Genomic DNA, 24,164 nt, shown 5'->3' on the forward strand with positions numbered 1-24,164 from the left:
CGGTCAGAAGACCGCCACTAGCTTCCAAAGATGCCTCGGTGCCTTGCAGATTACGCACGCCTTGCAGGATGGCCACGGGCACAAAACCACTGGCCCCATCCGGATTGATCTCCATCAGCGTGTCGCTACCGGTGGTGGTGAAGCGTACAAAATCCGTGATGTCATCAGTCGCGGAGTTATAGCCAACCAGCGCTTCCGTCACATCAATGAAGTTCCACCAGGCATAATCGGTGACCGTATCCACCGCGCCATCCACCACAGAGAACTTATAGGTGTCGTTGCCCTTGCCGCCGGTCAGCGTGTCCGCACCGGCTCCGCCGTCCAAAGTGTCGTTCTGCTTCTCTCCGAACAGGCTGTCGTTGCCGGAACCGCCGTAAAGAATATCCGCGCTGCTGCCACCATAGAGGGCATCATCGCCGATATTGCCATAAAGCGTGTCTAGACCATCACCGCCATAAAGCGTGTCATTACCCGCCAACCCGTCGATCGCATCATTGCCGCCGGTCAGGTAGGACAAACCATCATCAGCAGCGTTTGTCAGTTGCGTCGCATTAGGATTAATGGGATCCAAGCCTACTTGCACCACGGCCCATGCGGTATTGGATGTTTCGCCATTAGCATCAACAACTGAGTACTCAAAACGATCAACACCCACGAAATCTACGCTACTAGGAGTGTAGGTAAAGACTCCAGAAATAGGATCCTGGTTCAGACTTCCATAAACCGGAGCTTGGGTAATGGTGATGTTTAAATCGTCTAGGGAGAGATCATCTGGATCATAGTCGTTGGCCAGTAAGTCGAGCTCCATGGGGCTGCTTGTTTCGCTGAAGAACCAATCGTTTTTTGCGATCGCGGCAGAACGCGCAGTGAAGCTGACACTTTCGTAAGATACCGTGGTGGACGGAGCAAAGTTCGGGTCCCCCATCCAGCTAGGTGTACCGTGCCAAATGCTCATGAATATTTGAGCGTCAGCAGTCGGTACATCCAGATCCATAGGGTCGACAACTGAATGTAAAAGAACGCCATCCGCGTACCATGAAATTGAGTCCGGCCCCCATTCAATTTCATAAGTGTGGAAACCAGCGGAGGAGTCAAAGCCGAGATCGACCACTGTTCCAACGCTTTCACCCTCAAAGTGGTAGGTCAGCCAGGCTTTTGTAGGATCTTCGCTTAGAAACTCAAAATCTATCTCTGTTTCCGGAGAATAGAGAAAAAATGTCGAATTTGCACCGCTGCCAGATGCGGTCTGCATTTCGACGGTATAACGCCCAAAACTATACTCGTTGATCGTGCGAACTTCCCCACCGCTATATGATTTCCCGTCAGACGGTTGATCATCAAGTGTCAGGGTCAGCTGCCCTGCAGAAACAGCAACATTGCCCGGAGACCAAGCAGTGTCGATCCATCCTCCTGGCAGTGCATAATCTGAAATCAGCCAGACGTTCGAATCTAACTGGCTGTTAAAGTCATCAGAAAAATTAGACATGCATCCAAACCCATAAAATCCCACAAAAATACGACTTATTAAGGAACAAGAAATGTCGCTTAAAATGCTAATATAATTAAATAGTCTTGAACCTTGTTAACGCATTTATAACAAATGTCGAGAACCTAGCAAATCAACTCTGCGTAAAGATAGCGAGGGCTGTTTCCGGAACTGCAACAGTGAGCCGTCGAAGTTCGCATTGTGAGGGCAGAGCGCGCATTTTGGGCGGATTTTGAGTCTGCCCTCGTCAATAAAAAAGAATCAACGAACCGTTCGAAATTCAACGCGATTATTTCTTCAATTCTACAGCATGCTCGAAACCAATGTGTTGAATGATCTATTGGAATAACCCCTGAATGGCGCTTCTTCGAAGAACAAAGCAAAGTACTCTACTGCGTTGTAATTTATGGGTGGTGCATCTTCTTTGTTTTCGGCCCTATATGAAAACCAATAAGGCTCCGAGCCTCCCGGTAGGAACCGCCTAAACGCTGTGTTAGTCTGCCGGCATTCAAAACGTGCGACCCAATTCTGTTATTCGGCAAAAATTGGAGGCAAAAATGCACATTTCTCGCCGGAAATTTCTGAAGTCGACGTCATCGATTGCCCTCTCTTCCCTCGCTCCATTGAGTGCCTATGCTCAGGCGGATCGCGATGTGCAATTCATTCCGCACGCCGGCCAAGCCGGTGTCTTCTGGGGAATGGTTGAGAATGGGGAATTGGTAAAAGCTATACCGCGTACTGAATTTGATCCGCGCCCAACCAAAATGATATCCGAGGGAATTGTCAGTCGAACCTACAGTAAGACACGTGTTCTTTATCCGCATGTCCGTAAGTCTTATTTGGAAGCGGTTCAAAATGGCGTGGAAGATGTAAAACCAGAACGTCGCGCTCGAGAAGAGTTTGTTCGTGTCGACTGGGACATCGCCCTTGGCCTTACGGCCAAAGCCATATTGGACACCATTGAACAGCATGGGAATGAGGCGATTTTCTCAACTTCCTATGGTGGGTGGGCGCATGGCGGGGTGCTCACGCCCAATGTTCTGCAGGGCCGCTTCTTCAACCTAATTGGTGGGGCGTCTGTAACTGTCGGCGATTTTTCCGGTGGTGCTGGCCAAATCATCATGCCGCATGTTCTTGGAGACATGGAGGTTTATTCACGTCAGACCGCTTGGTGGCAAATACTCAAACACTGTGAAACCTTTGTCTTGATCGGCACCGACCCACACAAGAATGGCCGGGCTGAAGGCGGCACAACCGACCATTCGATGTTCCCAAGATGGGAAGTCATTAAAGAAGCTGGCGTTCGCGTTATTTCAATCAATCCTCAACGTACGACGACTGATGAATGGCTCAAAGCGCAGTGGTTGAAAATCATTCCAAACACAGACACGGCTCTCTTTCTCGCGATGTCGACCCACGTCTTTGAGAAAGGGACGTATGATAAAGACTTCCTTGAAACCTATACCGTGGGTTGGGAACGCTTTGTCGACTATCTGCAAGGTAAAGATGACGGCATTCACAAAACGCCTGAGTGGGCGGCCGCCATTACGGGAATTCCAGCCAATCGTATTCGCGCGCTGGCCAATCGCTGCGCCCGCACGCGCACTCAGTTTGCCGGTTCTTGGGCGATCCAAAGAGCACATCATGGCGAAATGCCCTATTGGGCGATAACAGCCTTTGCCGCAATGATTGGGCAGATCGGATTGCCGGGCGGCGGGGTTGGCTTCTCGTGGCACTGGGGGCAAGGTGGCGCGCTTTTTGCTCAGGCACGCGCACCAGGAGGCCTCCCCCAAGGGCGCAATCGCGTCGTGGGGATCTGCCCGGCCTCTCGCCTGAATGAGATGCTTCTCAATCCTGGGAAAGAGTTCACACGCAACGGCGGTACTTTCACATTCCCAGATGTCCATATGATCTACAATGCTGGAAACAACTTCGGCTCTCATCAACAAGATACCAACGAGCTCTTGAAAGCGATGGAGAAGGTCAAAACGGTTGTTTGCCAAGACCCTTGGTGGACAGCCGCAGCACAGTTTTCTGATATTGTTTTGCCTGCAACATCAACTGTAGAGCGCGATGAGATCAGCTCGGGTGGCACATACTCCAAGGATAAAGTGTATGCGATGCGAAAAATCATCGAACCCCTTGGTGAGAGTTTAGACGATTTTGAGATCTTTCGGCGGCTAGCTGCAATGTTCAATGTGGAAGAGCAATTCACGAACAATCAAGACCGGATGGAGATTATCCAAACGTCTTACGACAAATCGACAGCTTCCGAGTATATGGACTTTGAGGAGTTTTGGGAAACCGGTGTGGCGCGCGTCCCTCAGCCTCCTGAAGAATTTAATTGGGTGCGGCACGGCGCCTTCCGAACAGATCCCGCTGCAAATCCTCTTGCGACGCCTTCAGGGAAAATTGAGCTCTTCAGCCAGACGATCGCAGATATGAACTTAGAAGACTGCCCGCCAATGCCAACATGGCTTGAGCCAGCAGAGTATCTTGGGAACGCGGAGTCGGACCAATTGCACGTTGTCAGCCCGCATCCTTACAATCGCATTCATTCTCAGTTCGCACAGTCCGATCTTCGTCATGAGCTCAATATTGAAGACCGCGAATTCCTATTGATCAACACTGACGATGCTTTGGATCACGATATTGAAGATGGCGACCTTGTCGAGCTCTACAACGACCGCGGCGCAGTGATTGTTGGCGCAGGCGTAACAGACAATATTATGCCCGGTGTGGTGTCGCTTTATGAAGGGGCGTGGTTCTCGTTTGACAGTAAAGGGCGCTGCAACTCAGGGGCTATCAATATGCTTACATCGAGCCGCCGCTCCTCGGGCCTCAGTCAAGCGACCACTGCCAATAGCTGTCTGGCGCGATTGCGAAAGGCTACAGATGTTGAGGGACCCAATATGGCTTACAACGGGCCAGCCACGATCTCGGAAGTAGTTTCACTGGATGTGGCAAGCTTTGGGTTAGAGAGGGCCGACGGACTCCAAGAAGAATTCACCTCAAACATGGATCCGGGTGAGAAGCTCTTCTATGAATACTGTACGCTTTGTCACGTACCTCAGGATCCCGCGGCACATACCAAGGCGCAATGGCGCAGCATTACCGCAAGCATGTTCCCCAATGCCGGGGTAGACGAAGAACAACAAGCGTTGATTTTGGAGTTCTTGGATAAATACGCAAAGCCGGATTGATATCATCTCAGTGGATCTCGTGGGCTTACTCTGATCCGGCGGATGTGGACTGTCGCAGCGCTAGCAATAATCAAACTAAGAAACACCGGAGTCGCTGCGAATTGGCGCCAAATTGCAACCGCAAACAGCGAAATTACAGGCGGTGGCAGCAGTTGCGGGTACGACGATAGATAAAAAACATTGCATCGCGCGCGCAGCTTTCCCAACATCGCATTAGGTCATAATGGGAGGATAACATGACCAAAATGCGAAGAACTTTCGTGAAAGCGGCTGGAGCGGCGGCCTGTGCGGCGATCACAATGGGATTGTCAGCACTGCCTGCGTTTGCCGCTGACGTCACATTGCGGATGCATCAGTTCCTGCCTGCGCAGGCAAATGTGCCAAAGAATATTCTGGATGTTTGGGCGGACAAAATCGAAGCAGCGTCAGAGGGCCGGATCGAAATTCAGCGTTTCCCGTCGATGCAACTTGGCGGCACCCCGCCACAGCTCATTGATCAGGCGATTGACGGCGTGGCAGATATTGTCTGGACCGTTGCTGGGTATACGCCTGGGCGTTTTCCACGTGCCGAAGTGTTCGAACTTCCTTTCACGATGACCAGTGCAGAAGCGGTTTCACGGGCCTATTGGCAGCTTGCCGAAGAAACCATGATGGACGCAGATTTTAGGCAGCTCAAAGTGCTTGGTTTGTGGGTGCATGGGCCAGGTTTGATCCATTCCAAAAAACCAATCGAAAGCGTTTCTGATCTCAATGGCATCAAACTGCGCGCGCCAACGCGTGTCACCACACAGCTCTTTGGCTCCATGGGAGCAACATCTGTCGGTATGCCCGTGCCCGCTGTACCCGAAGCGCTTTCAAAAGGTGTGATTGATGCGACTGTAATCCCCTGGGAGGTCACAGGGGCTCTCAAGGTCAACGAGTTGGTGGACAATCATACGACTTTTGGAGACGAAACCCTCTACACAACCACCTTTATTTTCGCGATGAATAAAGATCGCTGGAATGCACTGCCCGATGATCTGAAAGCCGTGATTGACGCAAATTCCGGGCTCGAGTTTTCGGGTTTTGCTGGCAAACAGATGCAATCTGATGATGCCGGTCCCGCTAAGGCAGCCAAGGAGCGCGGCAACAATATCATCACACTTTCTGAGGCAGCAGTGGATGAATGGAAAGCTGCTGCGCAGCCCACCACAGAAGCTTGGGTAACAGAAATGGACGGCAAGGGTTTGGATGGCACGGGATTGCGCGCGCGGGCGCTCGAATTGATCGCCGAAAATTCCAAAAACTAAGCGCGAAGGCACATGCCCCCGTCTGTAAAAACGGGGGCGTAAATTGAGGGTACGGGCATGTACAAATGGGTGGAACGCCTCGCGCGGCTTATGGCCGTGGCAGGCGGAGTGGTGCTCACGCTACTGGTTGGGCTTACTTGCCTGAGTGTTTTGGGCCGCGGACTTAATACCTTAGGCCATTCCGATCTTCTTGGAAGCTTGTCGGAGAGGGTGGCAGGTGGGTTGATCAGCAGCGGCGTCGGGCCGATCAATGGTGACTTTGAGTTGGTCGAGGCGGGAGTGGCTTTCGCTATCTTTTCTTTTTTACCTATCTGCCAACTCTACAAAGCGCATGCGACGGTAGATATCTTCACCAATGCTCTACCGCGCGGTGCTAATCGAATTCTCACCGCATTCTGGGAACTGGTACTGTCCGCTGTGATTTTGCTGATCACCTGGCGCCTATTTGTCGGGACGCAGAACAAGCTAAGCTATGGGGAAACAACCTTTATCCTGCAGTTTCCGATCTGGTGGGCCTACGGCTTGAGCTTCATCGCTGCGTGTGTCGCCTCAATCGTGAGCATCTATTGTGCGGCCATGCGCTTGATTGAAATGTTTGCAGGGCGAGACCATCTGCTCGGCTCCGAGGAGAGCGGTCAATGAGCATGCTAGAGATGGGTTATCTGTCCTTCCCTGTCCTCCTTTTGATGATTTTTCTGCGCGCGCCGATTGGCTTGGCTATGTTCTTGTGCGGTATAGGCGGCCTCTACTTTGCCATGGGCGGCACCAATATGTTCATGGCGCGCCTGAAAACAGAGACCTATTCCACCTTTTCCAGTTACTCACTGACAATTATCCCGATGTTTCTGCTCATGGGGCAGTTTGCGACGCTGTCTGGCATGTCCTCAGCGCTTTTCAAGGCTGCTGAAAGCTGGCTCGGCCATCGCAAAGGTGGGGTCGCAATGGCCGCGGTGGGCGCATGCGCTGGCTTTGGTGCGATATGTGGCTCTTCATTGGCCACAGCTGCCACGATGAGCCGCGTCGCCCTGCCAGAGTTGCGTCGATATGGCTACTCAGGCGGGTTCTCAACGGCGACTTTGGCTGCTGGAGGCACGCTGGGCATTCTGATACCGCCATCCGTGATCCTGGTGATTTACGCTATTCTGACCGAACAAAATATCGCCAAGCTCTTCTTGGCGGCTTTTGTCCCAGGCCTTTTGGCTGCGCTGGGATATATTGCGACCATATCAATTTATGTTCGGGTCAACCCTGATGCCGCTGGTACACGACCTGCTGTTCCATACGCAGAGCGCATGAAAGCACTGCTGGACGTTTGGCCCGTCCTGCTGATCTTCGCACTGGTTGTCGGAGGAATTTATCTCGGTTGGTTCACTCCAACAGAAGGTGCAGCGGTAGGTGCAGCAGGAACCGGTATCATTGCCTTGTTATCCGGCAGCCTCAGTTGGAAGATCTTTGTTGATAGCATCGTCGCGACGGCCACCAGTACGGCAATGATCTTCTTCATTATTTTGGGGGCCGCGCTTTACAATGGGTTTCTCGCGCTCACCCAAGTGCCGCAAGAGCTTTCAAACTGGGTGGTGAGTGTGGGCCTTAGTCCCTGGATGGTTTTGAGCCTGATCCTGGTTTTTTATTTGGTATTTGGCTGCCTCATGGACAGCCTCTCGATGATCCTTTTGACAATTCCAATCTTCTTTCCTGTGATCAGCGCCCTTGATTTCGGCATGAGCGCGGAACATGTCGCAATCTGGTTTGGGATCTTAGTTCTTATTGTCGTGGAAGTCGGATTGATCACCCCGCCTGTCGGAATGAACCTGTTTATCATCAACGCGATGGATCGAACCACGCCGATGATGGAAACCTACAGGTCCGTGCTTTGGTTTGTCTCCTCAGACATACTCCGCGTCATCTTGCTGGTGCTTTTTCCGACAATCACGCTGTTTCTGATACTTTAGTCAAAGGCGACAGGGCGGAACATCAATTTACTTTAACGCGATTGTTAACCAATATCTAAAGAAGGGGCAGGGAGGATAACGATGCGCACGCAGGTGACCATCATTGGAGGAGGACCGTCTGGGCTCTTGCTGGGGCAATTGCTTCATGGTGCCGGGATTGACACCGTGGTGCTTGAGCGACAGTCCAAAGCGCATGTCCTAAGCCGCATTCGCGCGGGTATTCTTGAAACTGGCACCGTCGCACTGATGCATAAGGCGGGCGTTGGTCAGCGGCTTGAAAAAGAGTGCTTTCGTCATGATGGCACCGTAATCTGCCATGGTGAGATGCAATTTGGCGTCAACTTCTCTGAACGCGCGGGCAAACACGTGGTGGTTTATGGGCAAACAGAGCTCACGCGCGACCTTTACGAAGCCCGAGAGCTTGCAAGTGCGAAAACCCTCTTCAATATTGAAAATGTCACTATTCAAGGCGCAGATACCGACACACCCTCGGTCAGCTATGAACAGGAGGGGCTTACACATACGATCAAATGTGACTTCATTGCGGGATGCGATGGCTTTCATGGGGTAAGCCGCACAACAATCCCTGCTCAGTTGAGGCGAGAATATGAAAAACTCTACCCTTTTGGCTGGCTTGGCGTTCTCTCGGAAACGCCGCCGGTCCATGATGAACTCATATATGCAGGGTCTGACCGCGGCTTTGCGCTGTGTTCCATGCGCAATGCCAACCTGAGCCGGTATTACATACAATGCTCCCTGACTGATCAGCCTGAAGATTGGAGCGATACAGCTTTTTGGGAAGAACTAAAGCGCCGGATACCAAACGAGTACGCAGATAGACTTGTGACGGGTGCATCCATTGAGAAATCTATCGCTCCTCTTCGTTCATTTGTGAGCGAACCGATGCGCTGGGGTAGGCTGTTTTTGTGTGGAGATGCCGCGCATATCGTACCACCCACAGGCGCGAAGGGGCTCAATTCTGCGATGGGAGATGTGCACTATCTCTTTAATGGATTTCAGCAGTTCTATCAGGAGGGCGACACCCGGGGTATCGATGAGTATTCTGCCAAAGCCTTGGCGCGTGTTTGGAAGGCTGAACGTTTCAGCTGGGCAACAACAAAGCTCTTGCACCGCTTTCCTGATGATAGCGATTTCGACCGAAAGATGCAGCAAGCTGATGTGGCGTTTCTGGCAGAAAATAGCGCGGCTCAGACCGTCTTTGCCCAGAACTATGTTGGGCTACCCTATTGAATTTGAGGTAAAATGCATGACGTTTTGGAGCAGGGAGGCCAGCTTTGGTGGACCGTTTTGAAGAAGGTATGAAAGTGCGGCGCAAAGTCTTGGGCGACGCCCATGTGGACCAAGCTGAGCAGGCCAAAACCGAATTCGACCATCCGTTTCAAACTCTCATTACTGAAGCCGCTTGGGGGCATGTTTGGGCATCCGGTCGCATATCAGACCGCGAACGGTCCATGCTTACATTGGCATTATTGGCTGCGCTGGGAAACTTCGATGAAATCCCCATGCATATCAGGGCGACGGCCAACACAGGCGCATCGAAAGAAGATGTTTTGGAAGTCTTTCAACATGTGGCGATTTACGCAGGGGTGCCACGTGCAAATCATGCTTTGAAGCTTGCAAAACAGACTTATGCTGAAATGGAAGGCGATCCACCTTTACCTATGCGCAGTATGAACGATTGAGCGAGGCCCAAACCCATGACCAAACCAGGGAGTTTCTATCAGAGGGATATGCAACGCCAACCTCCCGCGCGTGCAAAGGCGTACAAAACCAGTGTCAGCCGTTCGCCCAACTATCCTCGGATTGCTTTGGAAAATACGATTGGCGAAATGACCGGACCCGTCTTTGGGCATCATGATATCGGTCCGCTGGACAACGACCTGCTCCAAAATTTCGCACAAAATGGTGAAGTCCCACTTGGTGAAAGAATAATCCTGCATGGCCGAGTGCTCGATGAAAACGCCCGACCTGTATCAAACACTTTGGTTGAAATCTGGCAGGCAAATGCTGGCGGCCGGTATCGACACAAGAACGACCGCTATCTCGCATCACTTGATCCTAACTTTGGTGGCTGTGGCCGAACTCTAACTGATGAGAATGGGCACTATGCCTTTCGCACTTTAAAACCCGGTGCTTACCCTTGGCGCAATTGGGTTAACAGTTGGCGCCCGTCACATATTCATCTGTCGGTATTTGGCACAGGCTTTGCGCAACGTCTGGTTACACAGTGCTATTTTGAGGGTGATCCCCTGATCGCCAAATGCCCAATCGTAAATGCCGTTCCTGATCCGGAAGCGATTGAGCAACTGATTGCACCGCTCGACCTCAATGCGGCCATTCCTTTTGATTGCTTGGCCTATAAATTCGACGTGGTGCTACGAGGACAGCACTCTACGTTATTTGAAAATCGACTGGAGGGTAACTGATGGCGCAAAAACTACCCTACTTACAGGAAACGCCTTCTCAAACTGCTGGGCCCTATGTCCATATTGGCCTCGCGCCTCGCGCCACCGGCATTGAAATCTACAATAAAGATCTTGGGTCTGACATCGCTGGACCAAATGCCGAAGGGGAACGGATTAGAATAGAAGGCCACATCAAAGACGGCACTGGCGCGATAGTGAAAGACGCGCTTATCGAGGTCTGGCAAGCCAATGCAAACGGCAACTACGCGGGTTCTGACAGCGCCATAGAAGAAGGTTTTCGGGGATGGGGCAGGGCGGTTACCGATTTTGAAACTGGCCTGTGGCGTTTTGAGACCATCAAGCCCGGCCAGACGCGGGCCCCAAATGGCAGAGTTCAGGCTCCGCATATCAATCTCTGGATCGTAGCTCGAGGTATCAATCTGGGTCTGAATACTCGGCTGTATTTTGATGATGAAGAACAGGCCAACGCGGGTGATCCTACCCTCAATCTGATCGAACAGGAAGAACGCCGTGCCTCCCTACTTGCGACACGCGTTATTCAAGGCGATGCAGTGGTTTATAATTTTGACATAACGCTTCAAGGTGAGGGCGAAACAGTATTTTTTGACATTTAGGTATCGGGTGTGAGGAAAGAGGGAGGGAAACACGATGGGCAAACCCTGCATCATTTGCTGCGCCATAACGGGGTCCGTGGCACGTAAGGAGAACAATCCGGCAGTGCCGATCTCCATTGCAGAGCAAGTCGAGAGCACACAGGCAGCTTTTGAAGCGGGAGCGAGTATCGTTCATGTACATGTACGAAATAACGATCAAACACCCACTTCAGACCCGGATAAATTCGCGCGTTTTCAAGAAGAGATAAAAAAGCACTGTCCGGGGCTCATCATTCAGTTCTCCACCGGCGGGCGCTCCGGGGCCGACAAGGAACGTGGCGGCATGCTGCCCTTATCCCCAGATATGGCCTCACTTTCTGTCGGTTCTGTAAACTTCCCTACAAGGATTTACCCTAACGCGCCCGATCTGGTCGCCTGGCTTGCAGAAGAAATGAGACGCTACAAGGTGACACCAGAAATCGAAGCTTTTGACCTGAGCCACATCCTGCACGCGATCCGAATGAACGCTGAAGGCATGTTGCCCGGCAAGCTCTACGTACAGTTTGTGATGGGTGTAAAAAATGCCATGCCAGTCGATAAAGACGTGTTCGATTTCTACGTTGCAACCATGCAAAGCCGTGCGCCAAACGCGGAATGGTGCGCGGCCGGGATCGGAGCCAACCAGCTCGTGGTGAATGAATGGGCGATTGCCGCTGGCGGTCATACACGCACCGGTCTTGAAGACAATGTGCGCCTTGATCGCAACACGCTCGCGCCATCAAATGCAGCGTTGGTCACCCGCGCAGCAGAACTTTGTGAAAAATACCAACGCCCCGTCGCCACATGGCAACAAGCGCGCGAGATGCTGCAACTCACACCTGTGTTTGCGTAACAAGCTCGGGTCACTGGGAGACCTCAAACATGATTTTTCAGGATCAAGATCACTGGTTATTTGGACTCTTTGATGACCTCGAAACAGCCACTCTGCTTTCCGGTCAGACCAGTTTGGATCATATGCTTGCAGTAGAACGGGCTTACTCGACTGCTCTGTGCGCTAACGCCTTGGTTCCTGACAGCGCGGTTCAAGAGGCATGCGACGCTATAGATTCTTTTGTCCCTGATTGGTCGGTGCTCAAAGCTGGCACCGCGATTGACGGTGTTGTTGTACCTACGCTTGTCAAAGAATTGCGGTCTCAATTCCCTCAAAGGAGTCACGCCGCGCTGCATATCGGCATGACATCCCAAGACGTGGTGGACACCTCATTGATGATGACACTGGGCCGCCTTTGCGATCTCTTTGAGTACCGCCTTAATGAAATTGTTTCACTAGTCGATACGCTGGTATCAAAATTTGGAGATGCTCCTCTGATGGGGCGTACGCGCATGCAGGCAGCCCTGCCCATTTCCACAGAACATCGGCTGATGGAGTGGAGGGATGGATTGGCGGATTGCCTAAACCTTCTACACGCGCAGAAGTCCAATGGGTTTACTTTGCAGCTAGGGGGACCAGTCGGGGATCAAAGTAGCTTGGGAGATAAAGTCGATCAGATTTCGTTGCATATGGCAAAGGCACTAGGTCTAACCGTCCCAGGGCAGCCTTGGCATACTAATCGGAACAGCATTGTAGATTTCGCCAACCTGCTGTCCTGCATCTCTACAGCGCTCGGGAAGATTGGCCAGGACATCACACTGATGGCGCAGCAAGGTATTGAAGAAATTAAGGTTTCGGGTGGCGGCCGCTCCTCGGCAATGCCGCACAAACATAATCCGATACAAGCTGAGCTACTCGTAGTCTCTGCACAGTTTAACGCCACACAGATGTCGGGCATCCACTTGGCGGCATTGCATGAACAGGAACGTTCTGGTGTTTCTTGGACATTGGAATGGATGCTCTTGCCCAACATGGCTTTGGTCACCGGAAGCGCGCTTAAAACAGCGTCTGAGCTGTTAAAAAACGTTGAGCGAATAGGAGCCGCCTAACAGTATCCCCGTAACACGCGATGGCAGGTTAAGTGCGCAAGTCCACGAGTTGTCCTTCACGCAGCTCCAGCGTATCTGGAGCCAAGGCCTCGCGAAATGAGGGCGTATGGCTGACCAACAAAATTGCTTGCGGCAGCCCCTGAAGGATTTCCAGAAGCCGCGCTTCGTTCTTCGTATCCAGTGCATTTGTCGGCTCATCAAGAAGAAGCGCCTCAGGCTCCATTGCAAGCACCGTCGCCAAGGTTACCAAACGTTTCTCGCCTCCTGACAGCTTGTGCGTGATGCGATCGCGCAGATGCATCAGATCAAGGTCGGTGAGGACACGATCTACGATGGCAATTGCTTCGGATTTACTGCGCCCCAAATTGAGCGGCCCGAAGGCAATATCCTCAGCGACCGTGGGGCAAAATAGCTGGTCGTCAGGGTCTTGAAACACCATGCCAATGCGTTGGCGCACCTCATGGAAATCGGCCTCGACACTGCGCTCCTTACCGAAAATAGTGACGGTACCTGCGTCTGGCTTCTGAAGGCCAAGCGCAATGCGAAACAATGTGGATTTACCAGCACCATTCGCCCCAGCAATGGACAATCGCTCTCCAGGTTCAAGATGCAGTGAGGCACCACTCAGCACTGGAGCGTGGCCAGGGTATGCAAAGTGAATGTCGTCGAGCCTTAGGATCGTCATAGGTGGTCCAGAATGAGAAGGCCCGCACAAAGCGCGAACATCGAAACGGCAAAGAGGCGATCCCGCCGAGTCAGTGCGTAATCTTGTAGCAGGAAAAGCCGCCCTGAAAAGCCTCTGCACTTCATTGCCGAAAGGATACGCTCTGATCGTTCGATGGCCCGCACAAGCATCATACCTACCAGATAGCCAAAGCTTCGATATGTGTGCCAGTTGGTTCCCGGACGAAATCCGCGGATTTTCATGGCCCCTCGGAGCCGGAGATACTCCTCTCGCAGCACCTCAATATAGCGGATGGTGAACATCAAGAGATGAACCAAGACTTCAGGGCATCGCAAACGGTGGAGAGCATGCCCTAGGGTGACCGGCTCCATTGTCCCAACCAGAACCATGAGAGCAAGGATCACTGTGTTTGCTGTTAGTGCAATCTCTATTGCCTTCCAAAGCCCTTGCCAGCTCGCCGGAAAGCCAAAAACCGTGAACATCGCGTCGCCCGGCATTGAGAATGGCATTAGCACGAGCATGAATATGATGAAGCCGTCCATCATCGCCATGCGCTTTAAGGTTCGACGTTTGGGAAGGCCTGACAGAATAAGCAGGCATAGGGAGACCGAAAATGCAGCAACCAAAGTTGACAGTGTTTGCAAAGCGACGGTCACCACAGCAAAAAGACACACCGCTAGAATACGCATCCTAGGATCAAGCTCTGTGAGCTTGCCATAGAGACTGGCTCTGCCAGCCTCAGAGAGCGTTTTTGCTTGTGGTTCCAGTGCGTGCGCCATCAGCGCACCAACTTTTTGCGTGCGGCAATATAAAATCCGAGCCCAAACAAGCCGACAATATAGCCAATGCCTCCCAGAATGCTCTGAAAGTCATTGTGCTCACGATACGCGGCAATCTCGCGACGCAGGGGGCGCATCTCGTCCCTAACTGTCTGGGCAATAGCGGCGCGTTCTTCCTCAGAAAGCGAGGCAACGGTCACGCCGCTGATATTTGAGCCTGACAGGGCGGCTGGTGCTGGATCCACTATTTCTGCCGCAACCCCCAAAATCTCCGCGACTTCCTCGGTAGGCATGGTTACCTCAGCAATGTGGCCTGCACCAAGATCGGCAAAAAATGTATGCGCGACCGGGCTGCTTGGTGTGAACACAAAAAAACCATCTGCGTCAGTCATCGTGCGCCCCAATTCGGTGCCATCTGGACCAGTGACGACAACTTCTTGATCTTCAGCCATGTCACCGTTTGAAAAACCTAATTCTCCTTCGATCGCATCACCCGACGGGAACACTCCGGCAATCACCTTATGGGCCAGGGCAGGCAGCGGTGAAAGAACCAGCACACACATTAATATCAGCTTTTTCATGCGGCTCGCCCCTTCAAAAATAGCTCAGGCTTGACTTTGCGCGTGAGCAAGATCGCAAATCCCGTGAGAAAGGCCTCAACGACCATCACGGGAATATGGGCGAAAAACACGAGTTTCGCCGCGGGAATGAATTCCTCGCCTGAAAGTGCCAATGAAACCGCGACAAGTGCGGTTGTGGCCGCAATTGCAAAGGCCCCGCCGATCCCGCCCCAGATTGCCCCTTGAACAGGCGAGCCTCGGCCGATTAGGCGGCCAAACAACATCCAGGCTAATACCGCAGGAAACGCGATATTGACGGCGTTGATCCCGAGCACGGTTAAACCGCCAAAGCCAAAGAATACCGCTTGCAAAAGCAACCCTACAAAGAGGGCGGGAAATGCGGCCCAGCCGAGCAAGAGCCCGGCCAGACCGTTCAAAATCAAATGCACAGATGACGGGCCAATCGGGACATGAATCAGAGATGCCACAAAAAAGCTTGCCGACAACACGCCAGCAGCCGGAATGCGGTCAAGGTCCAGCGATTTTAGCCCCATCGCGATGCCGCCGACCGCTGCGAGTGCGCCGCCGATGACAACCGGATTGGACAAGGCTCCGTCAACAATGTGCATGAAGCGTTACTCCAGATCCCAAGCGCGGATCCAGATCACCGCATCCTGGCTCAGCTCTTTGCCCTCATGCTCGGTTGCCGGCCCAGAACCCAGAGCGGCAAAACCCCAGTAACCTGCTTTTGGCACACCGAAAGTGAAGTAGCCATTGTCGTCAGAGATCGCGACGATTGCGCCGCCTGGCAGAGGCGACGCAGTCGCTGCCTTGGCTCCGGTGCCTTCCAGATCTGGCTCCGCTGCCATATATTCGATCTCGATTTCAGCACCCGCCACCGGCTGACCTTCGCTCAGAACACGGCCCGTGAAGGTCGATCCCGCAATAATGTTGTACGGCTTGTTCAGGGGCAGGATCTCGGTTGCGAGCCCTTGGGGCTGATCCCAGTCGGTCGGCAGCTCGTTGCGGTTCAGATAGGTCTTGGTGATCTGCTGAATGTAGATATCCTCGGACTCTTCATAGTAAGGTGCGGGCACCGTCACAACGACATAGTCCCCCGAACGCTTTACCGGAACCGATCCCCAAAATGCTTTTGCGCTGTTGTTAGGACCGTCAAAGGTGGTCTCTTCAAGCGTACCCAAGAGATCCGTTTTCTCACCGTTGTGGATAACGAAAAATTCTTCAGGCTTGTCCAAGGTCATCACATGACCCGCTTCGTGTGGATGCCAGAAAATAAGCTTGACTGGAACGTCACCGGGGCGCTCAATCATCGTGTCTTCGGTGTATTCCAGAAGAAAATGCGCTTGCGCCATCGCAGGGATGGAAAGAGCAGCGGTGGCCGCCAAAAGCAGCTTTTTCATTTGTTTGGTCCTTATCACGTTGCGCCTTCCCCGGCGCATTTATTTTTGTGTGACTTCGGAGAGCACGGAGCCACTCAGCTTCCAAACCAAGTGGACCCGGCGCACACCCCGTCGCCGATAATGAACGCCCCTTCCAAGGGCGCATGTCCGGCAGGTCTCCTGACTTGCGGGTCAAAACACGATGCTGGCCTTCCCGGGAAACCCCAGTGGCGTTTTCAGCCGTGCTCGCCGCTTACAGTTGCGGGGGCAGTTGCAGATTTGGCACCGATATCGCCGCACTACATTCCCTATTGCTTCCGGGTTAACCCGGAACCGAACATGGCGCGTTCTTGCCAGATGCGGGGAGAGCGGGTCAATAACGGATTGCGACCTCAGCGGACACAATTGCGGAATCAAAGTAGATAAATATGAAACGGAATGGCGCGAGATTGCCCAAAAATTAGTGCGTGCCGCGTTCAACGACGCTGGGATCGACGTAGGCAGTCTCATCGTCTTTCGTGGGATCGGCGAGTCGGCGCTCCAAGAGCGCAATGATCTCGCGCACGGAGGCGTCAATGGGGTTGCGCACAGTGGTCAGGTCAAACATCGGCCACTTGGCCATGTCGATATCATCAAAGCCGACAATCGCCAATTCACCCGGAACCGCGCGCCCCAGTTCGCGTGCAGCCGCCAGAGCACCGATGGCGGAAGCGTCATTGGAGCAAACCAAGGCATCAATGACATTGGAAGCCAGCATCTCAAGCGCAATCTGGTGACCAGAATCCACGGTGTAGTCACTGAAAGCTTCACATCGCAGAGACAGCCCTGCTTCACCGAGGGCATCAAGCACGCCTTCTCGGCGGCCTTCAGCTGAATGAAAATCCTTTGGGCCTGCAATAAGTCCAAACCGTTTTCTCCCGCTGGCTATCAACCGCTCTGTTATCAGCCTGCTCCCAAGCGCATTGCGACAGCAGACGTTATCAACTCCGGATGCATCTACCGGCCGACCCGAGGAGATCATTGGTATGCCAAAGCGCGCGCAATGGGTGACGATGTCAGCAGACATGCTTCCCCCGCGCAGAATGAGAGCGTCCAGCGGGTAGCGCATGATTTCGTCAATGGCCGTGGCAGCACGTTTGCCGCCGCCATCGATCAGAACCGGCCATTTGTCGATCCCATTGAGCTCTCGTACCAGCTGGCTGACAAACATAGAGTCATAGGCGCTGCGCATATTTCCAACAAAGATGGCGACAAGGTGGGATCTGCCTCCCTGAAGCCCTGCAGCCAAGGCATTGGGTTGATACCCCATTCTCGCGGCCATCTGCAAAATCGCCCGACGCTTCGCGTTGTCCAGATATGCGCCTTCGGTAAATGCCCGGGACACAGCGGAACGAGACACTCCAACTGCATCTGCTACCGCTTGGGCGGTCACCCGGCGTGATTTGGGCCGCTCTTTGTCAACGCCATGATTCATCTCCGCTTGGTGCCTCCCGGGTGAAACTTAACAAAAACGCAAAATTCGCTTCACAGAACTGTCGCATATCTTCGCTACCTGAACACGTGTGCAGATATTGCACAACCCTCGCGCTGAGCAATCTGCAGGCGCACAGAATTTACACAGATCACCTTTGTCAGAGGGCAATGGGGGTCGGAAAACGCTGGTGAATCCAAACAGGGTTTACCGACTCAACTGGAGACCGATTGTGAAACATTTCATGACAAGCACGGCTGCGGCCGCATTCGCAATGGCGGCAAACTCTGCCTTTGCTGAAACTGAAATCACCTGGTGGCACGCTATGGGCGGTGCATTGGGCGAAACTGTGAATGCCATCGCCGAAGACTTCAACGCGTCTCAAGACGAATACAAAATCACCCCGGTTTTTAAAGGCACCTATGAAGAAGCCCTGACCGCAGGCATCGCCGCCTTCCGCGCTGGCGAACAGCCAAACATCCTTCAGGTGTTTGATGCTGGCGCCGCAACCGTCATCGGCGCCAAGGGCGCAACTGTTCCGGTTCAGGATCTGCTGACCGACAATGGTGTTGCTTTTGACATCAACGACTACATCTCCGGCGTGCGCTACTTCTATGCTGACGCCGACGACAAAATGATCGGCATGCCGTTCAACTCTTCTTCGCCAATCATGTACTACAACGTGCAGGCGTTTGAAAAAGCGGGTGTTGAGCCACCAAAAACCTGGGAAGAGTTTCAGACTGTCACAGCTCCGGCTCTGAAAGAGGCTGGCTATACCGCGCTGACGCAATCCCACCTGCCATGGATCTTCACCGAGAACTTCATGTCTCGTCACGATCTGCCGTTTGCCACCAACAACAACGGCTATGAAGGCGCTGAAGGCACCAAGATCCTCGTGAACAACGACGCGATCAAAGCCCACTTCACCGCTGTGACCGAATGGCAGGATGCGGGCTACTTTGAGTGGTTCGGCACCGGTTGGGGTGACAACGCAACCCCATTTGAAGAAGGCAAAGTTGGCATGTGGCTGGGCTCTTCCGGCTCTTTCGGCGGCCTGTCCAAGAAAGACCTGCCGTTTGATTTCTCCGCGACCTACCTGCCTTACTGGGAAGCTGTGACTGCCGAGCCAAAGCAAACCTTCATCGGCGGTGCATCTCTCTTCGCTATGGCTGGCCACGACGCGGCTGACAACGAAGCAACCGCGGCGTTTTTTGAATTCCTGACTCAGCCTGAGACGCAGTATTTCTGGCACCAGGAAACCGGTTATGTGCCGATCACAGAAGCAGCCTATGAAATGGCAAAAGCGGATGGCCACTATGACCGCGCGCCAGCTGCTGAGATTGGCATCAAACAGCTGTCCCTGCCAGCAGGTGACAACACCAAAGGCTATCGCATGGGTTTCTATGTGCAGATCCGTGACGTGATGAACCGCGAATACGGCCGCATCCTGACCGGCGAAACCACTGTGGAAGACGCCTTCGTAACCATCGAAAAAGAAGCCAACGATCTGCTTGCGAAATTCGCCAAGACCCAGAGCTAAGCTTCTCTTCCAGACAGATAATGGGCGGCCGCGCGAGATCGCGGCCGTCCCCTCTTTCAAAGGACACCTTCAATGAAACGCGCCGGTTTCACCACCAGATGGCTGCCGATCCTGCTGCTCTTGCCGCAGTTGATTATCATCGCCATCTTTTTCTATTGGCCAGCCGCCCACGCGGTGCAGTCATCATTCTATCTGCAAGATCCTTTTGGGTTTGGCTCAACCTTTGTAGGGGTCGACAACTATACGGACCTCGCAGGCAGCGGCGAATATCTGAAGATCGCGCGGTTCACGCTGGTATTCACGATACTGGTGACCTTTTTCTCGCTTGCCCTGGCGCTTTTGCTTGCGGTGAAGGCAGACAAAGTTCTGCGCGGAGCGCGCAGTTACCGAACGCTGCTGATGTGGGTCTACGCGGTTGCTCCCCCGGTTGCGGGCTTTGTCGGGCTGATCATGTTTGATCAGAGCTGGGGGCCGCTGACCGAGCTCGCGCGCAGCATCGGCTGGGATTTCAAACTGGGTGTGAATTTCAATGACACCGCAATTGCCATGGTAATCGTATCCGTCTGGAAACAGGTGCCGGTGAATTTCATTTTCTTCCTCTCAGGGCTGCAATCCATCCCGAAAGCCGTGCGTGAAGCCGCCCTGATCGACAACCGATCCGCCACCGGCCGTTTTTGGGAAGTCACCTTCCCACTGCTGGCACCAACCGGCTTCTTCCTCCTGATCATCAACATCACATACGCGCTGTTTGACACCTTCGGCATCGTCGACACGCTGGTGAAAGGGGAACCCGGTAACAACCCGATGACGCTGGTTTACAAAGTCTATGTGGATGGTTTCCGCGGCAACGACCTTGGCGGATCGTCCGCACAATCCGTCGTGCTCATGGTGCTTGTGCTGGCACTGACCATCTTCCAGTTCCGCTTGGTTGAGCGGCGCATTCACTACACATAAGGGCGCAAATCATGACAGATATCTCCCAAAGCCAGGCGCCCACGATGCCCATGCGCAAGTTCCGCATCCGCTGGAGCGATGTGGGCGATCACGCGGTACTGATCCTCGGCTCGCTCTTCATGCTGGTGCCTTTGCTGATCGTGCTGCAAACCACCACAACCACCGATGTCGCAACCATCAAAAACGGCCCCGAGCTGGTGATCGGAGATCAGTTTGGCGCCAATTTTGACAAGGCGATGTTTGAAGCGTCCGGTTTCTCTGGCGAGAACACCGGTATGTCGATGCTGAAAAACTCGCTGATCCTTGGCCTCGGCTTTGCCCTTGGCAAAATTGCGATTGGCATGATGGCGGCCTATGCGCTGGTCTACTTCCGGCTTCGGTTTGCTACCTTTGCCTTCTGGCTCATCTTCACGACGCTGCTTCTCCCACTCGAGGTACGCATTCTGCCGTCCTATGAGATTGCGCAAAAGCTCGGGTTGCTCAACAGCTATAGCGGTTTGATTGTGCCGCTGATCGCCTCAGCGACAGCGACCTTCTTCTTCCGTCAGTTTTTCCGTTCCGTGCCTGAAGAGCTGGTGGAGGCCGCGCGGATTGACGGAGCGGGGCCGGTGAAATTCTTCATCGATATCCTGGTGCCTCTCAGCCAAACGATGATCGCCGCCATGTTCATCATAATGTTTGTCTTTGGCTGGAACCAATACCTCTGGCCAACAATGATCACGACCGAAGAGCACATGTACACGCTGGTGCGCGGGATCAAACAGATCACCCAAGATCTCGAAGGCACCAATATTCCCGAGTACGGCCGCGCCAATATGCTCGCATTGATTGCGATCCTGCCGCCTGTGCTCGTGGTGATTTTCTTCCAAAGCTGGTTCGTCAAGGGCCTCACGGAATCTGACAAATAAGGACAAGAGAAATGGCTCAAGTCTCTCTGCAAAACATCCGCAAAATCTATCCTAACGGCTTTGAAGCCGTCACCCGCACCAGCTTTGACATCGCCGACGGTGAGTTTGTCGTGCTGGTTGGCCCTTCTGGCTGCGGCAAATCCACCTTGTTGCGCATGGTCGCCGGGCTGGAAGACATCTCCGAAGGCCACCTGTCGATCGGTGATCGCGTCGTGAATGACGTTGATCCTGCGGATCGCGACATCGCGATGGTGTTTCAGAACTATGCGCTCTATCCGCATATGACGGTTCGCAAAAACATCGGCTATGGCCTCAAAAACCGCAAAACGCCGGCTGAAGAGATTGAACGTAAAGTGGTCGAAGCGGCCAAGATGCTGAACCTTGAGCCGTATCTTGACCGCAAGCCAAGCCAGTTGTCCGGGGGGCAGCGTCAGCGTGTCGCCATGGGGCGCGCGGTGGTGCGTGATCCGGCGTTGTTCCTGTTTGATGAACCGCTTTCCAATCTCGACGCTAAATTGCGCAACCAAATGCGTATCGAAATCAAGGCGCTGCAACGTCGCCTTGGGGTCACCTCGATCTATGTAACCCACGATCAGGTCGAAGCCATGACTATGGCAGATCGGATTATCGTGTTAAACGAAGGTCAGATTGAGCAAATTGGCACCCCGGCGGATATCTACCATTCCCCCGCATCAACCTTTGTTGCAAGCTTCATGGGCGCGCCTCCGATGAACCTGATCAACGCTCGTCTGGAGGGAGGGCAAGTGCTTGTGAACGGCGGCACGCCACTGGCCAAAGCGCCGGGAGCAGGCGCTGTGACGTTGGGCATCCGCCCGGAAGATGTCGAACTCAACGCAGCAGGACCGCTGAATTTCCACGTCGACATCGTCGAAGAGCTCGGTGCGCACCGTCTCTTGCATGGTCAGTTGGCAGAGCAAAACTTTACTATTCACGTCAGCAAAGAAATCGCGGCAGCTCCGGGTGCCACACGTGTAGCGCTTAAGCCCGATGCGCTGCGTCTCTTTGATGTGGAAACGGGGAAAGCGCTGTGATCACTCATACCGTTGATACGCTGCCAAAAATCACCGCTGCCGAACAAAAACACCTTTTTGAGGCCCCTCGCACCGCACAAGCACATAGGGCGTTGCTTGCGCAAACCCCCGCGATGAACGCCGTGCAAATTGGTGGGACTGCCGCACAGTCCGTGCTGCCAACAACACCTACGGTCGCAGCCTGGAATGTGGAACGTTGCCTGTTTCCGGAAGACACTGCCGCCCAATTGAACATAGTGTCGCCAGACATCGTGCTTTTGTCTGAGGTAGATCACGGTATGTCCCGCACAGGGCAACGCCACACAACTGAGGACATGGCTGCGTTTTTGGGCATGCAATACGCCTTCGGCGTCGAGTTCCTTGAGCTGGATCTTGGCGGGCCAACCGAGCGGCAGTTCTGCAAAGATTCCTTCAATAGCCTTGGTTGGCATGGCAACGCTATTTTGTCTTCCGTTCCGTTTAAGCGCGTTGGCATGATCAGGCTCGACCAAGACGGTCATTGGTTTGCTGCAGATGCTGGCGCCTCCGATCCTGATCAACCTCGGCTTGGTGGGCGTATGGCGCTTGCGGCCATTGTGCCCACAGAGGCTGGCCCTCTTTGTGTCGTCTCCACACATTTGGAGAGCAATGCTAATGCCGCACATCGCCATACGCAGTTCGCGGACCTTTTGGCTGCGGTAGAAGAATTTGCCCCTGATATGCCCATTCTGATCGGCGGAGACCTGAACACAGGCAATCACATTCCTCCGGATTTCGACTGGAAGCGAGAAACGCTTTTCGATTTGGCTGAAACACAGGGTTTTTCATGGGAATTTACCGCCGAAGGGATGACCACACGACCAAGCCTCATAACCCCGCACCCTGATCGGGTGATGAAGTTGGATTGGTTTGCGGGCAGGGGGCTGCACTGTGATGAAAAGGGCATCTTGCCCTCCATTGACGCAACGAAACGTCCTTTGTCAGACCATGATTGCGTTTGGTGTTCTGTGAGCCTTAAACATTCTCAGCCCGAGTAATCCCTAGTAGCAATGCCCCCTGAGCGTTCCTTCCGGACATCGGGAGGCTTTGTCTACTGATGCATTTGTTGCATGAATGCTTTGTACGCTTTTGTTTCGCGCGAACCCGAAAGAGGCTTTCACCAACAAAACTACGTAGAGGTTAAGCCTTCCAATCGGCTTTTCATCATTTCTGCACTGGTAATTGCCGTAAAAACACTAGAAGTAAGCGCCCGACTCTGGCGATTCAATAGATGATGTGCGTTTTGCGACTCTGCACGTTGCCTTTGCGCCGCCGCCGGTTGCAACACTGGTGCGATTTCAAGCGTGCCACTCAAAGAAAGGTCACGATTATGGGTCTGACATGTTTTGATGTCATGGTTTCGCCCGACCTGCAGAAAACCATTCATCCTGATGCAAGCGTTGCTGATGCCCTTGCGATCCTGAAAGAAACTCGTGCCCGTTTCCTGCCAGTGGTGGACGAGAGCGGCGAGTACTGCGGTGTTTTCAGTGCTCCCACAATGCTGAAGCTGATCCTGCCAAAAGCGGCAACCATTGGTTTGAACACGGAGAGCATGCGTGTCTCCATGGACCACCTCGGTTTCATGAGCTTGGATAAAGAAGACTTCCGCAACCAGATCGAGCGCCTCAAGCAAGAGCAAGTTGCGGACAACATGTCCAATCCGAGCAACATTCCAGTGGCTGCACCGGATACGCCGATTATGGAAGGCATCTTCCTTGTCTATAAATTCAAGCGTCACGTGATGCTTGTGGAGCCCAAAACCCAGCGTTTTGTGGGCACAGTGAGTGCAAACTCGCTGATGGACAAAGTCTTATAAGGTCAGCGCTGCCGCTGAGCCCAACTCACTG

The 24,164-nt window shown here is 53.3% G+C and carries 23 protein-coding genes and 1 riboswitch; of the genes, 16 read left to right on the top strand and 7 right to left on the bottom strand.

What is annotated here, in order from left to right; translation table 11 throughout:
• A partial coding sequence (locus J7399_RS17280) for a family 16 glycosylhydrolase (RefSeq protein ID WP_209088018.1) occupies positions 1-1,486 on the bottom strand: 1,486 nt, incomplete at its 3' end.
• A 557-nt stretch (positions 1,487-2,043) separates the two neighbouring features.
• Between J7399_RS17280 and J7399_RS17285 the strand changes: the two genes are divergently transcribed.
• The 10 genes from J7399_RS17285 (at position 2,044) to J7399_RS17330 (ending at position 12,950) form a co-directional block, all read left to right on the top strand.
• Positions 2,044-4,689 carry a molybdopterin-dependent oxidoreductase gene (locus J7399_RS17285; RefSeq protein WP_209088020.1) on the top strand — a complete coding sequence of 882 codons (2,646 nt, stop codon included), beginning with the start codon at positions 2,044-2,046 and terminating at the stop codon, positions 4,687-4,689.
• 236 nt (positions 4,690-4,925) lie between these two features.
• Positions 4,926-5,978 carry a TRAP transporter substrate-binding protein gene (locus tag J7399_RS17290; RefSeq protein WP_209088022.1) on the top strand — a complete coding sequence of 351 codons (1,053 nt, stop codon included), beginning with the start codon at positions 4,926-4,928 and terminating at the stop codon, positions 5,976-5,978.
• Between the two features lie 57 nt (positions 5,979-6,035).
• Positions 6,036-6,620, top strand: a complete 585-nt coding sequence (locus J7399_RS17295; protein ID WP_209088023.1) for a TRAP transporter small permease — start codon at positions 6,036-6,038, stop codon at positions 6,618-6,620.
• On the top strand, positions 6,617-7,930 hold the full coding sequence (locus tag J7399_RS17300; RefSeq protein WP_209088025.1) for a TRAP transporter large permease: 1,314 nt from the start codon (positions 6,617-6,619) through the stop codon (positions 7,928-7,930). The genes J7399_RS17295 and J7399_RS17300 overlap by 4 nt, the downstream gene beginning before the upstream one ends.
• Before the next feature lie 81 nt (positions 7,931-8,011).
• The gene (gene pobA / locus J7399_RS17305; RefSeq protein WP_209088028.1) at positions 8,012-9,181 is read left to right on the top strand and encodes a 4-hydroxybenzoate 3-monooxygenase; all 1,170 of its coding nucleotides are present in this window, start codon (positions 8,012-8,014) and stop codon (positions 9,179-9,181) included.
• Between the two features lie 44 nt (positions 9,182-9,225).
• Positions 9,226-9,633 (top strand): 4-carboxymuconolactone decarboxylase, encoded by a 408-nt coding sequence (gene pcaC / locus J7399_RS17310; protein ID WP_209088030.1) that lies wholly within the window; start codon positions 9,226-9,228, stop codon positions 9,631-9,633.
• 15 nt (positions 9,634-9,648) lie between these two features.
• Positions 9,649-10,377: a protocatechuate 3,4-dioxygenase subunit beta gene (pcaH, locus tag J7399_RS17315; protein WP_209088033.1), complete on the top strand. Its 729-nt coding sequence runs from the start codon at positions 9,649-9,651 to the stop codon at positions 10,375-10,377.
• Positions 10,377-10,991, top strand: a complete 615-nt coding sequence (pcaG, locus tag J7399_RS17320) for a protocatechuate 3,4-dioxygenase subunit alpha (protein WP_209088036.1) — start codon at positions 10,377-10,379, stop codon at positions 10,989-10,991. Before pcaH ends, pcaG begins: the two co-directional genes overlap by 1 nt.
• Before the next feature lie 34 nt (positions 10,992-11,025).
• Positions 11,026-11,862, top strand: coding sequence for a 3-keto-5-aminohexanoate cleavage protein (locus tag J7399_RS17325; protein WP_209088039.1), 837 nt, complete (start codon positions 11,026-11,028; stop codon positions 11,860-11,862).
• 29 nt (positions 11,863-11,891) lie between these two features.
• Positions 11,892-12,950: a 3-carboxy-cis,cis-muconate cycloisomerase gene (locus tag J7399_RS17330; RefSeq protein ID WP_209088042.1), complete on the top strand. Its 1,059-nt coding sequence runs from the start codon at positions 11,892-11,894 to the stop codon at positions 12,948-12,950.
• A gap of 28 nt (positions 12,951-12,978) precedes the next feature.
• Here J7399_RS17330 and J7399_RS17335 read toward each other — a convergent pair whose 3' ends face one another.
• The 6 genes from J7399_RS17335 to J7399_RS17360 form a co-directional block, all read right to left on the bottom strand.
• Positions 12,979-13,635 carry an ABC transporter ATP-binding protein gene (locus J7399_RS17335; RefSeq protein ID WP_209088045.1) on the bottom strand — a complete coding sequence of 219 codons (657 nt, stop codon included), beginning with the start codon at positions 13,633-13,635 and terminating at the stop codon, positions 12,979-12,981.
• Complete coding sequence (cbiQ, locus tag J7399_RS17340; protein WP_209088049.1) at positions 13,632-14,414, bottom strand: cobalt ECF transporter T component CbiQ; 783 nt, start codon at positions 14,412-14,414, stop codon at positions 13,632-13,634. The genes J7399_RS17335 and cbiQ overlap by 4 nt, the downstream gene beginning before the upstream one ends.
• On the bottom strand, positions 14,414-14,995 hold the full coding sequence (locus tag J7399_RS17345) for a cobalt ABC transporter permease (RefSeq protein WP_209088051.1): 582 nt from the start codon (positions 14,993-14,995) through the stop codon (positions 14,414-14,416). Before J7399_RS17345 ends, cbiQ begins: the two co-directional genes overlap by 1 nt.
• Positions 14,992-15,603 carry a cobalt transporter CbiM gene (gene cbiM / locus J7399_RS17350; protein WP_209088053.1) on the bottom strand — a complete coding sequence of 204 codons (612 nt, stop codon included), beginning with the start codon at positions 15,601-15,603 and terminating at the stop codon, positions 14,992-14,994. Before cbiM ends, J7399_RS17345 begins: the two co-directional genes overlap by 4 nt.
• A 6-nt stretch (positions 15,604-15,609) precedes the next feature.
• The gene (locus J7399_RS17355; RefSeq protein ID WP_209088056.1) at positions 15,610-16,395 is read right to left on the bottom strand and encodes a DUF4198 domain-containing protein; all 786 of its coding nucleotides are present in this window, start codon (positions 16,393-16,395) and stop codon (positions 15,610-15,612) included.
• Between the two features lie 131 nt (positions 16,396-16,526).
• A riboswitch (cobalamin riboswitch) is annotated at positions 16,527-16,727 on the bottom strand.
• A gap of 107 nt (positions 16,728-16,834) precedes the next feature.
• The gene (locus J7399_RS17360) at positions 16,835-17,848 is read right to left on the bottom strand and encodes a LacI family DNA-binding transcriptional regulator (protein ID WP_209088059.1); all 1,014 of its coding nucleotides are present in this window, start codon (positions 17,846-17,848) and stop codon (positions 16,835-16,837) included.
• Between the two features lie 241 nt (positions 17,849-18,089).
• On the opposite strand from J7399_RS17360, the gene J7399_RS17365 reads away from it, so the two are divergent.
• From J7399_RS17365 to J7399_RS17390, 6 genes are all read left to right on the top strand, one after another.
• A complete protein-coding gene (locus J7399_RS17365) occupies positions 18,090-19,385 on the top strand; it encodes an extracellular solute-binding protein (RefSeq protein ID WP_209088062.1) in 1,296 nt (431 codons plus the stop codon).
• A gap of 72 nt (positions 19,386-19,457) precedes the next feature.
• Entirely contained in the window at positions 19,458-20,339 is an 882-nt protein-coding gene (locus J7399_RS17370) for an ABC transporter permease subunit (RefSeq protein WP_209088065.1), read from the top strand.
• 50 nt (positions 20,340-20,389) lie between these two features.
• On the top strand, positions 20,390-21,247 hold the full coding sequence (locus J7399_RS17375) for an ABC transporter permease subunit (protein WP_247742956.1): 858 nt from the start codon (positions 20,390-20,392) through the stop codon (positions 21,245-21,247).
• An 11-nt stretch (positions 21,248-21,258) separates the two neighbouring features.
• Positions 21,259-22,299 (top strand): sn-glycerol-3-phosphate ABC transporter ATP-binding protein UgpC, encoded by a 1,041-nt coding sequence (ugpC, locus tag J7399_RS17380; protein ID WP_209088072.1) that lies wholly within the window; start codon positions 21,259-21,261, stop codon positions 22,297-22,299.
• Between the two features lie 113 nt (positions 22,300-22,412).
• Positions 22,413-23,315, top strand: a complete 903-nt coding sequence (locus tag J7399_RS17385; RefSeq protein ID WP_348539481.1) for an endonuclease/exonuclease/phosphatase family protein — start codon at positions 22,413-22,415, stop codon at positions 23,313-23,315.
• Between the two features lie 332 nt (positions 23,316-23,647).
• The gene (locus tag J7399_RS17390; protein WP_209088075.1) at positions 23,648-24,133 is read left to right on the top strand and encodes a CBS domain-containing protein; all 486 of its coding nucleotides are present in this window, start codon (positions 23,648-23,650) and stop codon (positions 24,131-24,133) included.
• Positions 24,134-24,164 lie beyond the last annotated feature (31 nt).

The organism is Shimia sp. R9_1 (assembly GCF_017743775.1).
Taxonomy (GTDB): domain Bacteria; phylum Pseudomonadota; class Alphaproteobacteria; order Rhodobacterales; family Rhodobacteraceae; genus Shimia.

Bases quoted from the DNA above. Each gene is read 5' to 3' on its own strand.
- J7399_RS17285 (WP_209088020.1), top strand. From the start codon at position 2,044: ATGCACATTTCTCGCCGGAAATTTCTGAAGTCGACGTCATCGATTGCC.
- J7399_RS17290 (WP_209088022.1), top strand. From the start codon at position 4,926: ATGACCAAAATGCGAAGAACTTTCGTGAAAGCGGCTGGAGCGGCGGCC.
- J7399_RS17295 (WP_209088023.1), top strand. From the start codon at position 6,036: ATGTACAAATGGGTGGAACGCCTCGCGCGGCTTATGGCCGTGGCAGGC.
- J7399_RS17300 (WP_209088025.1), top strand. From the start codon at position 6,617: ATGAGCATGCTAGAGATGGGTTATCTGTCCTTCCCTGTCCTCCTTTTG.
- pobA (WP_209088028.1), top strand. From the start codon at position 8,012: ATGCGCACGCAGGTGACCATCATTGGAGGAGGACCGTCTGGGCTCTTG.
- pcaH (WP_209088033.1), top strand. From the start codon at position 9,649: ATGACCAAACCAGGGAGTTTCTATCAGAGGGATATGCAACGCCAACCT.
- pcaG (WP_209088036.1), top strand. From the start codon at position 10,377: ATGGCGCAAAAACTACCCTACTTACAGGAAACGCCTTCTCAAACTGCT.
- J7399_RS17325 (WP_209088039.1), top strand. From the start codon at position 11,026: ATGGGCAAACCCTGCATCATTTGCTGCGCCATAACGGGGTCCGTGGCA.
- J7399_RS17330 (WP_209088042.1), top strand. From the start codon at position 11,892: ATGATTTTTCAGGATCAAGATCACTGGTTATTTGGACTCTTTGATGAC.
- J7399_RS17335 (WP_209088045.1), bottom strand. From the start codon at position 13,635: ATGACGATCCTAAGGCTCGACGACATTCACTTTGCATACCCTGGCCAC.
- cbiQ (WP_209088049.1), bottom strand. From the start codon at position 14,414: ATGGCGCACGCACTGGAACCACAAGCAAAAACGCTCTCTGAGGCTGGC.
- J7399_RS17345 (WP_209088051.1), bottom strand. From the start codon at position 14,995: ATGAAAAAGCTGATATTAATGTGTGTGCTGGTTCTTTCACCGCTGCCT.
- cbiM (WP_209088053.1), bottom strand. From the start codon at position 15,603: ATGCACATTGTTGACGGAGCCTTGTCCAATCCGGTTGTCATCGGCGGC.
- J7399_RS17355 (WP_209088056.1), bottom strand. From the start codon at position 16,395: ATGAAAAAGCTGCTTTTGGCGGCCACCGCTGCTCTTTCCATCCCTGCG.
- J7399_RS17360 (WP_209088059.1), bottom strand. From the start codon at position 17,848: ATGAATCATGGCGTTGACAAAGAGCGGCCCAAATCACGCCGGGTGACC.
- J7399_RS17365 (WP_209088062.1), top strand. From the start codon at position 18,090: ATGACAAGCACGGCTGCGGCCGCATTCGCAATGGCGGCAAACTCTGCC.
- J7399_RS17370 (WP_209088065.1), top strand. From the start codon at position 19,458: ATGAAACGCGCCGGTTTCACCACCAGATGGCTGCCGATCCTGCTGCTC.
- J7399_RS17375 (WP_247742956.1), top strand. From the start codon at position 20,390: ATGCGCAAGTTCCGCATCCGCTGGAGCGATGTGGGCGATCACGCGGTA.
- ugpC (WP_209088072.1), top strand. From the start codon at position 21,259: ATGGCTCAAGTCTCTCTGCAAAACATCCGCAAAATCTATCCTAACGGC.
- J7399_RS17385 (WP_348539481.1), top strand. From the start codon at position 22,413: ATGAACGCCGTGCAAATTGGTGGGACTGCCGCACAGTCCGTGCTGCCA.
- J7399_RS17390 (WP_209088075.1), top strand. From the start codon at position 23,648: ATGGGTCTGACATGTTTTGATGTCATGGTTTCGCCCGACCTGCAGAAA.